Genomic DNA, 13510 nt, shown 5'->3' with positions numbered 1-13510 from the left:
CGCGATGTCTTCCCAGGAAAGCCCCGCGCGCGAGGCGCGACATGGAAGGTCCACGGCCGGCGCGCGCTGGCCGCTGCTGCTCGCGCTGGCCGTGCTCACCGGCGCCTGCTCGCTGCTCGCGGAGAGCGCCCTCTCCGACAAACCCTCCGAGGGCGGCCAGGACGCGACCTCGACGGGCGGCGGCTGCGCGCCCGACTGCCCGGACGGCGCCTGCTGCGGCGGTACGTGCGTCGCGCTGGACACGGACCGGGAGCACTGCGGCGCCTGCGGCAACGCGTGCGGCGACGGGGAGTCGTGCTGCGGCGGGTCGTGCACCAGCGTGCTGAACGATCCCTCGCACTGCGGCGCGTGCGGCGCGGCGTGCCCGAACACCCTCTGCGTGGGCGGCCACTGCTCGTCCGAGTGCGTCTTCGGCTTCGACAACTGCGACGGGAACGTCGTCACCAACGGCTGCGAGGTCGATCTCACGAGCGATCCCGAGCGCTGCGGCGGTTGCTCGCTCCGTTGCCCCTCGGGCGCCATCTGCGACGCGGGGCAGTGCGCCTGCGCGCCGCCGCTCCTCGACTGCGACAACCTCCACGACACGGGGTGCGAGATCGACGGCTCCTCGGATCCCGCGAACTGCGGCGCCTGCGGCGTCACCTGCGGGCCGAACATGGCGTGTCAGGCCGGCGTGTGCGGGTGCGCTCCGGGATACGCCGACTGCAACGGCGCGCCCGACGACGGCTGCGAGGCCACGCTCGGGACAGAGGCGGACTGCCGGAGCTGCGGGGATGCGTGCGCGGCCGGCATGATCTGCGATGGCCGCAGCGGCTGCGCCTGCGCGAGCGGGCGCCTCGACTGCGACGGCGCGCCTGGCTGCGAGGCGATCGGCATCGACCCGACGACCTGCGGAGCGTGCGACGTGCGGTGCGCGCCGGACAAGGCCTACTGCGACGGCGCGGCGTGCGCCGCCGGCTGCGCCCCCGGCCTCGCCGCGTGCGACGCCTCGTGCGTCGACACGCAGGTCAGCCCGTTCCACTGCGGCGCGTGCGGCGTCGCCGCGGGGCCGCACCAGCGCTGCGACCGAGGCGAGCTGGTGTGCGACGAGGGCTTCGCCGACTGCGACCCGGTCGCCCCGGGCTGCGAGTCCGATCTCACGAGGGACCCGCGGCACTGCGGCGCGTGCGCCACCGCCTGCAAGCCGGGCGCCGTGTGCGCCTCCGGCGCGTGCGCGTGCGGGGCGCTCACGCCGCACGACTGCGGCGCGGCCTGCCGCGCCTGCTGCTCGGACGAGGACTGCTCGGACGGCGACGGCTGCACCGCCGACGTGTGCGAAGACGGCGGCGCGAGGTGCAAGAGCACGGGCTGCGCCGACGGAGAGCAGTGCTGCAGCCTCGTCGCGTGCCGCCAGTGCTGCACAAGCGCGGACTGCAGCGGGGGCGACATCTGCTCCGGCGGCGCCTGCATCGCGCCGTGCGGAGGCGGCCTCGTGGCCTGCGATGGCAAGTGCGTCAGCCTGGGCTCGGCCGAGCACTGCGGCGCGTGCGGGAACGCCTGCCTGAGCGGGCGCGAGTGCCGCACCGGCAAGTGCACGCCCGAGTGGGCCCCGATGACGAGGCTCGGCGCGCCCGCGCCGCGGCAGATGGCCGCGGCGACCTGGATCGGGAGCGCGCTCTTCCTGTGGGGCGGCCGCACGTCGGCCGGGGACGTGGGCGACGGGGCGCTCTACGATCCGGCGCGCGACACGTGGTCGACGCTGGGCAACGAGGGCGCCCCCTCGCCGCGCGTGCTCGCGGCCGCGGCGTGGACGGGCTCCCGGGTGCTCGTCTGGGGCGGCGGCTCGTTCACGAGCTTGTTCGGCCTGTCCACCGGCGGCGTGTACGACCCAGCGGCGCGGACATGGCGCGCGATGAGCACCACGAACGCCCCCGCGGCGCGGCGGATGCCGATCGGCGTGTGGACCGGCACGCGCCTCCTGATCTGGGGCGGCTCCGCGGGCGGCGCTCCGGTGGCCGGCGGCGGGCTCTACAACCCGGTCGCCGACGCATGGACGCCGGCCTCCAGCGCCGGCGCGGCCCCCGCGCGCGAGGGCGTCGCGTGGGCCTGGTCGGGCACGGAGCTCTACGTCTTCGGCGGGCGAGCCGGCGACGCGACAACGAACGAGGGGTACGCCTACAACCCCACGACCGACGGGTGGCGATCGCTGCCCAGCGCCGACGCGCCGAGCCCGAGGACCGATGCGTTCGCGGTCTGGATGGGCGATCGGCTCCTCGTCTGGGGCGGGCAGGACCAGGACGGCAACGCCCGCAAGAGCGGCGCGATCTACGATCCGGCGGCCGACGCGTGGCGCGGGATCGACGACAAGGGCGCCCCCTCGGATCGCAGCCGCGCCGAGCGGCGCACCGGCTGGACCGGGTGGACCGGCGCGCACGCCCTCATCGCCGGCGGGCGGAGCGGCCTGACGTTCAGGCGAGACGGGAAGCTGTACGATCCGATGATGGCAGCGTGGGGAGCGAGCATGTCGGCCGCGAGCAAGCAGCACACCTTCGGCGTGGGCGTGTGGACGGGGACCGAGCTGATCTTGTGGTCCGGGCTCGACGGGCCCTCGCTGGTGCCCGAGGGGGAGCGGTTCAGGCCGTGACGCCGCGGCGGACGCGCGCGCTCTCGGGCGTCCTGGCGCTCCTCGTCGCGGCCGCGATGCTCGGCGCGCCCGCGCCCGCCGCGGCCCAGAGCGCGGCCGACGTCGCCGTCGCGCGCGAGATCTTCATCGAGGCCTCCGAGCTCGCCAGGCAGGGCCGCTGGGAGCAGGCGCGGGAGCGGTACGAGCGCTCGCTCGCGATCAAGCGCGCGCCGATCACCCTCTACAGCCTCGGGGTGGCCCAGCAGCAGACGGGGCAGCTCGTCGAGGCGCTCGAGAACTTCCGCGCGTTCCTCGTCGAGCCTTCCGCGCAGGCGACGAAGGGCTACGAGAAGCTCGCGCGGCAGGCGATCCAGGAGCTCGAGCGCAAGGTGGCGGCGCTCGAGCTGCGGCTCTCCCCGGGCGACGCCGCCGGCCTCGAGGTGAAGATCGACGGCGTCGTGGTGCCCGCGGCGGCGCTCGATCGCCCGCGCCCGGTCAACCCGGGGGATCACACGGTGACCGCGAGCGCGCCGGGCTACCGCGAGGCGGAGCGGAGCGTCGCGGCGGCGCCGGGGAGCCGAGCCGTCGTCGTGCTGAGCCTCGAGCGCGAGGTCGTCCCGCCGGCAGCGCCCGCCGGGCCGCGGGTGTCCTCGACGAGCGCTCCGGCGAGCGCTCCAGCGAGCGGCGCTCCGGCCAGACCGGTCCTGCGCGGCGCCCCGCCGAGCTCCGCGCCCGACGCTGCGCAGAGCCACGTGGTGCCGATCGTGCTGCTCGCCGGCGGCCTGACCACCGCGGCGGCCGGCGCGGCCATCGGGCTGCTCGGGGTCGCGAGCGCGTCGGACGCGCCGACGCGGGACGGGGACGCCGCCGACGCCGCGCGCGCCCAGGCGCTCGCGGGCGACATCGTCGTGGGCGCCGGCCTCCTCGCGGCGGGCGTCGGCGTGCTCGTGATGATCTTCGACCGCGATCCCGCCGGCGCCCCGCGCAAGCAGCCCCCGCCGCGCGCCGCCCTCGACCCGTTCCGCCTCACCGTGCGCTTCTGATCTCCGATACGGGAGCTAGGCCTTCGGCATCTCCCTGCGGTCGAGGTTCACAACGACGAACGCGCCGTAATTCAGGACCGTGAGCGAGTCCTCGTCCACGATGAGCACGCGGACGCACTGGGGCGGAGACGGCGCGAGCAGGTCGACGTACGGATCGAACGGCGCCTCGTCCATGGGCGGCAGCACGGCGTGCAGGAACTCGTGGAGCCGCGCTCGATGGTCGACGATGACGCTCGCGCCCGGCGCCTCCGCGCTGCCCCGCGCGTCGATCCGGAACAACGCCCGGCGCGCGGCGGGGGACACGACGAGGATCGCCGCGTCCGTCACCTCGATCTCGCTGGACGTGCACAGCCGCTCCACGCGACGGCTCACGGCCTCCTCCACCGTCTGGAACAGCCGCAGCCGCCGGCGCTGCCCTTCCGTGAGGCCCGGCTCCTCGATGTAGGCCTCGAGGCTGCACCCGCGCATGTTCCGCTCGCACCCGTACGCCATGCGTCTGCACCGTGGCTCGGTCTGCTCACCCGCTTCTGGCAGCCGGGTCGGACAGCCGTCACGCCTCCCCGCACGGGCGCTCATGCACGGGATTAGCCAACACCCCCTGCACCGCGGCGCCGCTCCAGGGTTGGTCGCGGCTGCCATGGTTTCCATGGCTCGCGGGCAGCGACCGGGACGCACACCTGCGTCCTGGAAGGCGGCACGGCTGCGCGGCGGGAGATGCAGGCGCGAACGCCCGCACCTTAGTGCACAGCCGCCAGGGCGATGCGCTCACACCGCCCGATGCGCGAGAGCCGCTCCGTGTGCCCCGGGCGGCAGGGCGTGGCGCTGGCGAGAGCTGCCGCCCTCGCCCAGCGGACCGGCGCTACGGCGCTGCCGGCGGTGCGAACTTCGCGGAGAGCTCCACCTGGGCCACGCTGCGCTGCGCGGCCTGCTGGGCGGTGGCGCCGGGCGGCACAAGCAATGCCTGGAGCCGCTGCGAGGCGTCGGCCACGCCTGGCGCGAAGCTCGACGGCGACCAGGTGAGCGTGCCCTTGCCCGAGGAGTCGAGCCGGTCGATGGTCATCGTGATCTCCCCGTTCGGGCCCGGCAGCTTGAGGTCGGCCCCTTCCGCGTACTGGCGCGTGTCCACGCTGAGCGAGACGGCGCCTCCCTCCACCTTCTCGATCTTGAAGACCCGGTACCGCAGCACGGGCAGCTGCGCGCCCGACGCCACCACGCGATCGGTGACCATCCAGTAGGCGCCTGCGCCGACGGGCTTGTCCGGGAGCGGCGGCGTGAGGAGCGCGATGGCCTCCCCGAGCGCGCCGATCAGCGGCTGGAGCCCTGGATCGGCGTCCTTGGAGAGCTCGAGCTGGAGGTTACTGACCACGTTCGCCGGCGAGAGCTCGTACCGCAGCGCGCTCCCCTTCAGCCTCGCGAGCGCGTCCGAGAGCTGCTTCGGCGGGCCGCCGACCGACATCGAGGCGAGCGTCGCCGACGCGATCTTCGCGATCACCTTCGTCGGAGCCGCGCTCGCCGCGGGCGCGGCCGCGCCCTCCTTGGGCGCGTCCGCCGGCTTCTCCGCCTTGAAGCTCACGCCGAGCTCCAGGTTCGGCAGCCCCTGCGGTCCGCCGAGGCGCAGCCCGAGCGTGATGTCGAGCTTCTGCTCGGATTTCGGGTCGGGCTTCGCGGCGAGCCTGGTCCGCGGCTCGCTGCCGTCGCTGATGACCTCGATCTTGTAAGGCACGTCCTTCGGGAGCGCGGCGGCCGCGTCGGACGCCGAGAACACGCCGCTCTCCGGCGGTCCATCCGCCGGGCCGCCCGCCGCTGGCCCCTGCTTCTCGGTGCTGCCCGACGCCGCCTCCGCGAGCTCCGCGCCGAGCTTGCCGCCGACGACGGGCAGCGCCGGGCCGGCGTCGAGCGCGCCGGCGTCGGCGGCGACCTGCGCCTTGCTCTTTTCCCCCTCGCAGCCCGCGAGCCCCGAGAGGGCGACCGCCGCGAGCGTCGAAGCCATGACCCAGCGCCACCGAGTGTCCATGACGGCCGGGTGTAGTCAAAACGGGCGCCATCTTCCAGCGCTCCGTTACGTCGCGCGTCGCGCGTCGCGCCGGACGGCTCCCGTCGAGGCGGGGCCGCCGCTTCAGGCGCGCCGCGCGGCCTTGAGCCCGCCGATGTGCTCCAGGAGCTCGAGGGGCCGGAACGGCTTGGCGTAGTAGGCGGTCGCGCCGAGCTTCAAGGCGCGGGCGCGCGCCTCGTGATCGTCGAGGGCGCTGATCACGAGGATGGGGAGGCTGGAGGTGCCCGGGTGCGCGCGGAGGCGCTCGCAGACCTCGAAGCCATCCATGCTCCCGGGCAGCATCAGGTCGAGCAGCAGCACGTCGAAGGGCTCGGTCAGGGCGCGCTCCACCGCCTCGCGGCCGGTGCCCACGCCGATCACCTCGTGACCACTCGCTCCGACCAGCGCCTCGATCATGCGCCGGATCGCGTCCTGATCTTCGCAGAGGAGGATTCGCATGGTCGCGAGCACGGGGAGCGTTGCACCCGCCCCATCGCGCGGTCAAGCGGGAACGCTACGCGCGGCGAGGGCGGGCGTCCGTGTCTGCTCGGCCCGCCAGGTTTGCTCCGCCTGCGCCTGCTCCGGTTGCTTCCCTGTCGCGTCGCTGTGGGCGCGCGGCGCTGGTCGGCGGACGCAGCGCGAGCTCGATGCCGATGCGCGCCCCGCCGCCCTCGCGGCGCTCGGCGAACGCGCGGCCCCCGTGCGCCTCCGCGATGCGCTTGCACAGCGCCAGGCCGAGGCCGAGCGAGCCGCGCTCGGCGCCGCTCTCGCCGCCCGCCGCCCGCTCGCGCCGGAAGAACGGCTCGAAGATGCGCGTCTCCTCCCCCTCCGCGAACCCGGGCCCGCGGTCCTCGACCTCGAAGACGACGCTACGCTGGCCGCCGGGACGGACCCTCAACCGCTCGGCCCCGCCGGCGTGCGCGCGCGCGTTCTCCAGCAAGTTGGCGAGGGCGCGCGCCAGCAGCGTCGCGTCCACCTGGAACGCCGGCGTCCCCTCGACGACCTCCAGCAGCGTCGGATCCAGCCCGGCGCGCTCCAGGGCGCGGATCCCGGCCTCGGCCGGGTCGAGGCGGGTCACGGTGAGGGCCGCGAAATCGAGGCGCGAGCTGGCCAGGAGGTCGCCGACGAGCGCGTCGATCTCCATGACCTCGCGGTCGAGGTCGTCGAGCACGCAGGCGCTCGGTCCGTTGCCCTCGCGAGCCATCTCCGTCAGCAGGCGGATGCGGGCGAGCGGCGTGCGGAGCTCGTGCGACACGGCGGCGAGGAGCTCTCTCTGGTCGGCGAGCTGGCGCTCGATGCGCGCGGCCATGTCGTTGACCGCCTCGGCGACGATCCCGACCTCGCCCTGCTGCCCGTGGCAGTCGAGCCGGACCCGGCTCGACAGCTTGCCGGCGCCGATCTCGTGGGCGACGTGGGCCAGATCGACGAGCGGGCGGGCGAGGCGGCGCGCGATGAGGCCGGAGGCCCCCCACATGACGATGGCCACGGCGAGCAGCGGCAGGGCGAACCGGAGCGACCCGCCGGAGCGGCCGCGCGCGGGGCAGAGGAGCACGGAGCCGAGCGGCCCCGCTTCGTCGCGGACCGGGGAGACCAGGGTCTGCGCCCGGCAGGGCTGGCCGTACCTCGCGAGCCGCCGCCCTGTCGCGTCGATGAGCTCCAGGTCGATCTCGAGATCCTCGGCGAACCCGCGGGCGAGGGCGTCTCGGGCCGCGGGATCGGCCCATACCCGCTCGAACTCGTGGGCCACGAACGACTGGGCGCGGGCGTGCTCGCGCCGCCAGCCGGAGTTGCCGACGCGATCGATGGCCCCCATCGTGGCGACCGCGGCGAGCGCGGTGATCAGGATGGTCGCGCCGAACCACATGAAGAGCCGGCGGTGCAGCCGCGCGCTCAGGAAGCGGCCGATCGAGACCTTGCGCCCGTTCTCGTAGAGCCAGGATCGGTACCGCCTCCTCACACGCGGTCCTTGGCGAGCACGTAGCCGACGCCGCGCACCGTCTTGATGAGCCTCGGCGACCTCGGGTCGTCGGACAGCTTCTGCCGCAGGTGCGAGATGTGCACGTCGACCGTCCGCCCGCCGACGTTGACGTCGCCGCGGCCGGCCTCCTCGAGGAGCGCCTCGCGGGCGACGACGCGGCCGGCGCGCCGCGCGAGGGCGACGAGGATGTCGAACTCGATGCCGGTGAGATCGGCGGGCTTGCCCGAGACGGTGACGACGCGGCCGGGCACGTCGATGGCGATGTCGCCGGCCACGATCCGCTCGCCGGCGGCGTCGGGCGTGGCCCGCCGGAGCACCGCGCGGAGGCGCGCGAGCAGCTCGCGCGGGCTGAAGGGCTTCGCGATGTAGTCGTCGGCGCCGATCTCGAGGCCGACCACGCGATCGGCCTCGTCGCCGCGGGCGGTGAGCATGAGGATCGGCATCGAGCTCTTCTGCCGGATGCGGCGGACGACCTCGATGCCGTCCATGCCCGGCATCATCACGTCGAGCAGGACGGCGTCGAAGGTGCCCGCGGCGAGCGCCGCCAGGCCGCGCGCGCCGTCGCACGCGACGGTCACCGCGAACCCGTTCTGCTCGAGGTAGCTCGCGAGCAAGGCGTGGAGCCGTGTGTCGTCGTCGATGAGCAGGAGCCGCAGCGCCATGGAAGGACCCGGGGGGCAGGTGCGGCGGCGACCGGCCGCCGCTCACCCCTTGTATAGCTCAGGGACCGGCGCCGGTGTCGGGGTCGGCCGCCGCGGGCGCGTGGGCCGCGCGCGGGGCGCTCCGCGGCCAGGAGCGCTCGGCCTCCCGCGCGGCGTCCACGCAGATGGACGCAACGTGGCGCTGGAAGGCGTCGCGGCGGGCCTCCGCCCGGCAGCGCAGCGAGGAGAAGCCGGAGGCGAAGCCGGCGACGGTGCCGAGCGCGAGCAGCGCGATGGTGATCTGGCGTCGCATCATCGTCTCCTTCACGCCCACCGGCCGTGGGTCCTGTAGGGATCGTCGCCGCGCCACCCGGCCCTGCCGGACCACATGTCGCGGAACGCGGCCGGCCCGATCTCGATGAGATCGGCGAGTTGCTCGCGCTGGCGGTCCTCGAGCACGGCGTGGACCTTCGCGAGCGCGCCGACCGCGGCCTTGCGCAGCGACTCGATGGCCGTGTCGTGGCGCGCGAAGAGCTCGCCGAGGCGCGTCTCGTCGAAGCTCGGGCTCCGCATCGCCGCAGCGACGTCCGCGCGCGTGCCGCGGATCTCGCTCCGCTGGGCCTCTGCGGCGGAGCGGAGCTCGTCGATGGCCGCGACGATGACCTTCTCCTGCGTCGGCGTGGTGCCGAGCCGATCGAAGAGGAAGGACAGGAAGAAGCGACGGCGGAAGCCGTGCCCCCCGAAGCCGCGCCGCCCGAAGAAGCGCGGCCCAGCGCCCCAGGGCGCACCGCAGTCACCCCTGTAGCCGCGCTTCAGCGTCATGAAGAGGCCTATCAGACAGGCCGTTCCAACCACGAATCCGAACATGATGAGTACCCTCCGTGAGCGTCTCCGCCGTCGATCCGTGCACGGGGCATGTGCGCGCGGCTTCGGCTCGTCCGAACGCGGGCGCCGCCCCGGGCAGCAACGACCGGAGCCGCAGACGCGCGGCTCCGGGACACCTCGAAGCTGCGCAGCGCGTGTGAAGGATGTTCAGGAGCGTGTGTGAAGAAGCATGAAGATCGCCGCGGGCAGCGCGGCTCCATGACGGAGCGGCGCGCCCGGCTGGTGCGGAGCGGCGCGCCCAGCTGCAGAGCGGCGCGCCCAGCGGGTGCGGAGCGGCGCGCCATCCACTCGCGGACGGCGCTTCGCGCTCCGGCGGCCCTACTTCACCGACTCGACGTCGCCGATGTCGTCGAGGTCGTCCTTGGATTTCCCGTCGCCCGACGTCGCCCACGGATTCGTGCGCTCGCTCTCGGGTGCGCCGCCTTCTCCGCCGTCGTCGTCTTCCTCCTCTTCGAGGTCGTCGAGCGACTCGACCTTGGCCCCGGCCGGCGAGGCGCCCGGCGCAGGCGGCGTCGATGCGCGCACCGCTGGGGGCGCGGGCGGCGTCGATGCGCGCACCGCCGGGGGCGCGGGCGGCGTCGATGCGCGCACCGCCGGAGGGGGCGGCGTCGATGCGCGGGCCGACGAGGTGCCAGGGTCGCTCGGGAGCCTGCTGCGCGACGGCTCACCCCCCTGCAGCGACACCGACGCCGCGGCGGCGCCCGCAGCGGCGGGCGGCCTGGCCGCGATCGCGCTCGGCGGCGTGACGCTGCCGCCGGCCTTCGGCCCCGCGGGGGAGCCGGCCGGCGGGCTGCTCACCGACGCCGCGAGGCCCCCCGGCGGCGAGCCGGACGCCCCGGAGGGCGCGGCGCTCGCGGCCTTGCCGGCCTGACCCGCGTCGGGCGCGCCGCCGGGCGAGCCGGAGGCAGGCGCCGACACGGGCCCGCCGCCGGACGACACGGGGGCCGGCGCCGACACCGGCCCGCCGGACGCCGACACCGCCGGCTTCGACACGGGACCGCCGTTGGATGGGACGGGAGCAGAGGCCCCCGGCGCCGATGCGGACGCCGCGCCGCCCGGTGGCGCGGCAGCGGGCGCGCCGCCGCGGCCGGACGAGAGCTCCACCGGCGCCGCCGCCTTCGGCGTGGCGGCCCGCGGCCCATCGAAGCGCATCGCCTTCTGCGCGAGCTGCACAACGGGGAGGATGTCGCGCGGCGGGATGTTCGCGGCGATGACGTCCGGCCCGGCGATCGCGAGCTCACCGTCGGCGTGGAACGGCACGCCCGGGCGCTCGCGCTCCTGCTTGAGCCGCGCGTTGTCGATGGCGACGCGGATTTCGAGCGGGATGCGGGTCTGCCACAGCCGACCGTCGATCGCCGTGCGCACGTCCCACGGCGTCAGGATCGGCGTCCTGCCGATGCCCTCGAACGGGCTGCGATCCGCGAGCAGCGCCTTGAGCAGCCACGCGACGATCTCCTGGAGCTGCGGCGTGTCCTGATCCCACGGCACCGAGTCCCGGAAGAACTGCCAGTAGCCGCCGGCCGGGCCGTACACCGCGAGATCGCGCGGATCGAACGCGTCCTCGAACGCGCGCGGGGTGATGTCGCTCTCGTCGATGACGGAGTCGATGAGCGCGCCCTGGAAGTCGGGCGTCTTGCGGCGGGCGGCCTTGGGCGAGAGGCCGGTGAGGGACGTCGTGATCTGCTGGCGTACGTCGCTCCGCTCGCGGAACCAGCCCATCCGCTCGACCGCGCCGAACTGCTCGCGCAGCTTGACCGGCGTCCACCACGGCAGATCGAGCTCGCGCAGCCGCGCGATCAGCTCGGCCACGAGCTGCAGCGCCGGCTCGCTCGCGAGGTGCACGCGCGCCTCTCTCCTCAGCGTCTCGTCATCCTTGCTCTCGGGATCCCGGTGCTGCAGCGATCGCTCCGCCATGGTTCCTCCGTGCTCCCCCGGCCGCACTGCTCAATACCAGAACCGGATCCGCGGCGGACAGCCAGCCCACGCGCGTCCGCGAAGAGCGATCTACGCGCCGCGGCGCCGCGCTCGACGCGACACGGCGCGCGCCTTCAGCGGACCGTCAGGATGTCGTTCTGCAATGCCACGCGAACAGCCCATCCGCGTGGCCGGGCCAAGCGCCCGGGATCACCCGACCACGCCGCGCGCCGCCTTGGGCCTCGGCGCTGCGTCGATCCGGGCTAGGCTCTCGCGGCCATGCACGAGGACGGGGGAAGGAGCGCGCCCGAGCGCGCCGCGCGAGGGGTCGAGCTGTGGGAGCGTGGCGGGCGCGGGCTCTCGCCGTGGGCGCGACGCATCGCGTGGGCCGCCGCCGAGGCGATGCTCTGCGACGAGGACGAGCGCGGGGAGCTCGCCCCGCCGGGCGCCGAGGTGTGCGAGCGCGCGGTCGCCGCGCTGGATCTCTCGCTCGAGCACGGCACCCCCGAGACCCGGCGCGCTTTCGGGCTGCTGGCCGTCTGCCTCGAGCTCTTGCCGCCCTTCGTGATCGGCGCCTTCGGCCGGATGAGCCGGCTCTCGCTCGGCCGGCGGCTCGCGTACCTGGAGGCGCTCGAGTCGAGCCGCTCCGGGCTCCTCGCGATGCTGCTCCTCGCCTTCAAGGTGCCGATGTGCATGGCCGCCTTCGAGGAGGGCGCGGAGCTCGCGCTGACGGGCTTCGACCGCGAGAGCACCGCGGCGCGGCGCAGGCTGCCCGGGCTCGGCGCCGGGGGCCGCGCGTGAACGGCGGCATCGCGTCGAGCGAGCCGATCGTCAGCGGGCGCGACCTGCCGGCGGGGTTCGACGAGCCCTGCGACGTCGTCGTGGTCGGCTCCGGCGCCGGCGGCGCGGTCGTCGCGGCGCTGCTCGCCGAGGCGGGGCGGCGCGTGATCGTGCTGGAGGAGGGCCCCCACGTTCGCCCTGACGACTACCAGCGCTGGAAGCCCAGCGAGTCGGTGCGGCGGCTGTTCCGCGAGGCCGGGCTGTTCACCGCGCTCGGCGTCGGCCAGACGCCGATGATCTCGCTCACCCTGGGGCGCGCCGTCGGCGGATCGTCGGTGGTGACCGGCGGGGTCTGCTTCCGCATCCCGGGCAGCGTCCACGCGCGATGGACGCGCGACCTCGGCCTCGACGCGCTCTCGGAGCGCGCCCTCGAGGCGGCGTACGAGAGCGTCGAGCAGCGGCTGGAGGTCCGCGAGGTCCCCGAGGCGCTGCGCTCCGCCTCGACGGCGCGGCTCGTCGAGGGCGCGAGGCGGCTCGGCATCCCGATGCGCCCGCTCCGCCGCAACACCGGCGGCGCGTGCGAGGGCAACGGCCGGTGCAACTTCACCTGCCCCGCCGGGGCGAAGCGCTCGGTCGACGTCGCCTACCTGCCGTCGGCGACCGCGCGAGGCGCGCGCGTGGTCGCCGACGCGCTGGTCGAGCGGATCGCCGTGAAGCGCGGGCGCGCCGTCGGCGTCGAGGGGAGGCTGCTCGGCGGCGAGCCCGGCGCCCCGCCGCGCCGCTTCCGGGTGCGCGCGAAGGCCGTGGTCGCCGCGTGCGGCACGCTGCACACGCCGCTGCTCCTCCGCGCGACGGGCGCGTTCGGGGCGAGCTCCGGGCTCGGCGACGGCGTGACGCTGCACCCCGCGGTGCGCGTGGTCGCGCGGTTCGACGACGCGCTGAACGGCTGGGACGGCGCGCTCCAGAGCGTCTACTCCGACCACTTCGACGCCGAGGGGATCAAGCTCGTCGGCGTCTACTCGGCGGTGAACGTGCTCGCGGCGGGCCTGCCAGGCGTCGGGCCCGCGCTGCGGCGGCGGGCCTCCGCGCTGTCGCGCTGCGCCGTCTTCGGCGCCATGATCCACGACGAGGGCGGCGGCCGCGTCCGCCCCGGCCCCGGCCGGGAGCCGCTCGTCTCTTACGCGATGGCGCCGCGGGACCTCGCGCGGCTCCGCCGTTCCATCACGATCCTCAGCGAGATGGCGCTCGCCGCCGGCGCGCGCGAGGTCTACACCGCGCTGCTCGGCGCGCCGCCGGTCACGTCGATGGACGCCGCGCGCGCCGCCGAGCGCGCTCCGATCGACGCGCGCCGCATCGAGTGCATGGCGTTCCACCCGCTCGGGAGCGCGCGGGTGGCGAACGATCCGCGGCGCGGGATCGTCGATCAGAGCGGCGAGTGCTTCGCGCTGCCGGGGCTCTTCGTCGCCGACGGCTCGATCCTCCCCACGAGCATCGGCGTGAACTCCCAGGTGCCGATCATGGCGATGGCGACGCGCATCGCGTGGCGGATGGCCGAGCGGTTCCCGCGGCTCGCGGCGGCGAGCCCCGCGTAGAGGGGCGCGGCGCGGTGCTACAACGTCGGCCGACGCCGACAGC

12 protein-coding genes are annotated in these 13510 nt (G+C 75.2%); 4 read left to right on the top strand and 8 right to left on the bottom strand.

Going from position 1 to position 13510, the window contains the following annotated elements; translation table 11 throughout:
• The first annotated feature begins 4 nt into the window (after positions 1-4).
• On the top strand, positions 5-2623 hold the full coding sequence (locus tag POL72_RS38100) for a Kelch repeat-containing protein (RefSeq protein ID WP_272101739.1): 2619 nt from the start codon (positions 5-7) through the stop codon (positions 2621-2623).
• Positions 2620-3645, top strand: a complete 1026-nt coding sequence (locus POL72_RS38095; RefSeq protein ID WP_272101738.1) for a peptidase associated/transthyretin-like domain-containing protein — start codon at positions 2620-2622, stop codon at positions 3643-3645. The genes POL72_RS38100 and POL72_RS38095 overlap by 4 nt, the downstream gene beginning before the upstream one ends.
• A 15-nt stretch (positions 3646-3660) precedes the next feature.
• Here the strand turns inward: POL72_RS38095 and POL72_RS38090 are convergent, their stop codons facing one another.
• The 8 genes from POL72_RS38090 to POL72_RS38055 form a co-directional block, all read right to left on the bottom strand.
• Positions 3661-4113, bottom strand: coding sequence for a hypothetical protein (locus POL72_RS38090; RefSeq protein ID WP_272101737.1), 453 nt, complete (start codon positions 4111-4113; stop codon positions 3661-3663).
• Between the two features lie 391 nt (positions 4114-4504).
• Entirely contained in the window at positions 4505-5635 is a 1131-nt protein-coding gene (locus tag POL72_RS38085; RefSeq protein ID WP_272101736.1) for a hypothetical protein, read from the bottom strand.
• Positions 5636-5761: 126 nt separating this feature from the next.
• Entirely contained in the window at positions 5762-6136 is a 375-nt protein-coding gene (locus tag POL72_RS38080) for a response regulator (RefSeq protein WP_272101735.1), read from the bottom strand.
• A gap of 55 nt (positions 6137-6191) precedes the next feature.
• On the bottom strand, positions 6192-7634 hold the full coding sequence (locus POL72_RS38075) for a HAMP domain-containing sensor histidine kinase (protein WP_272101734.1): 1443 nt from the start codon (positions 7632-7634) through the stop codon (positions 6192-6194).
• Positions 7631-8317, bottom strand: a complete 687-nt coding sequence (locus tag POL72_RS38070) for a response regulator (RefSeq protein ID WP_272101733.1) — start codon at positions 8315-8317, stop codon at positions 7631-7633. Before POL72_RS38070 ends, POL72_RS38075 begins: the two co-directional genes overlap by 4 nt.
• 58 nt (positions 8318-8375) lie before the next feature.
• Positions 8376-8612, bottom strand: a complete 237-nt coding sequence (locus tag POL72_RS38065; protein ID WP_272101732.1) for a hypothetical protein — start codon at positions 8610-8612, stop codon at positions 8376-8378.
• Between the two features lie 8 nt (positions 8613-8620).
• Positions 8621-9163 carry a Spy/CpxP family protein refolding chaperone gene (locus POL72_RS38060; protein ID WP_272101731.1) on the bottom strand — a complete coding sequence of 181 codons (543 nt, stop codon included), beginning with the start codon at positions 9161-9163 and terminating at the stop codon, positions 8621-8623.
• 336 nt (positions 9164-9499) lie between these two features.
• Positions 9500-11095: a hypothetical protein gene (locus POL72_RS38055; RefSeq protein WP_272101730.1), complete on the bottom strand. Its 1596-nt coding sequence runs from the start codon at positions 11093-11095 to the stop codon at positions 9500-9502.
• Positions 11096-11374: 279 nt separating this feature from the next.
• Between POL72_RS38055 and POL72_RS38050 the strand changes: the two genes are divergently transcribed.
• Both POL72_RS38050 and POL72_RS38045 read left to right on the top strand, forming a co-directional pair.
• Positions 11375-11896, top strand: coding sequence for a hypothetical protein (locus POL72_RS38050; RefSeq protein ID WP_272101729.1), 522 nt, complete (start codon positions 11375-11377; stop codon positions 11894-11896).
• A complete protein-coding gene (locus POL72_RS38045) occupies positions 11893-13467 on the top strand; it encodes a GMC family oxidoreductase (RefSeq protein ID WP_272101728.1) in 1575 nt (524 codons plus the stop codon). Before POL72_RS38050 ends, POL72_RS38045 begins: the two co-directional genes overlap by 4 nt.
• Positions 13468-13510 lie beyond the last annotated feature (43 nt).

The organism is Sorangium aterium, assembly GCF_028368935.1.
Taxonomy (GTDB): domain Bacteria; phylum Myxococcota_A; class Polyangia; order Polyangiales; family Polyangiaceae; genus Sorangium; species Sorangium atrum.
This window is presented reverse-complemented; position numbering and strand designations above follow the sequence as displayed.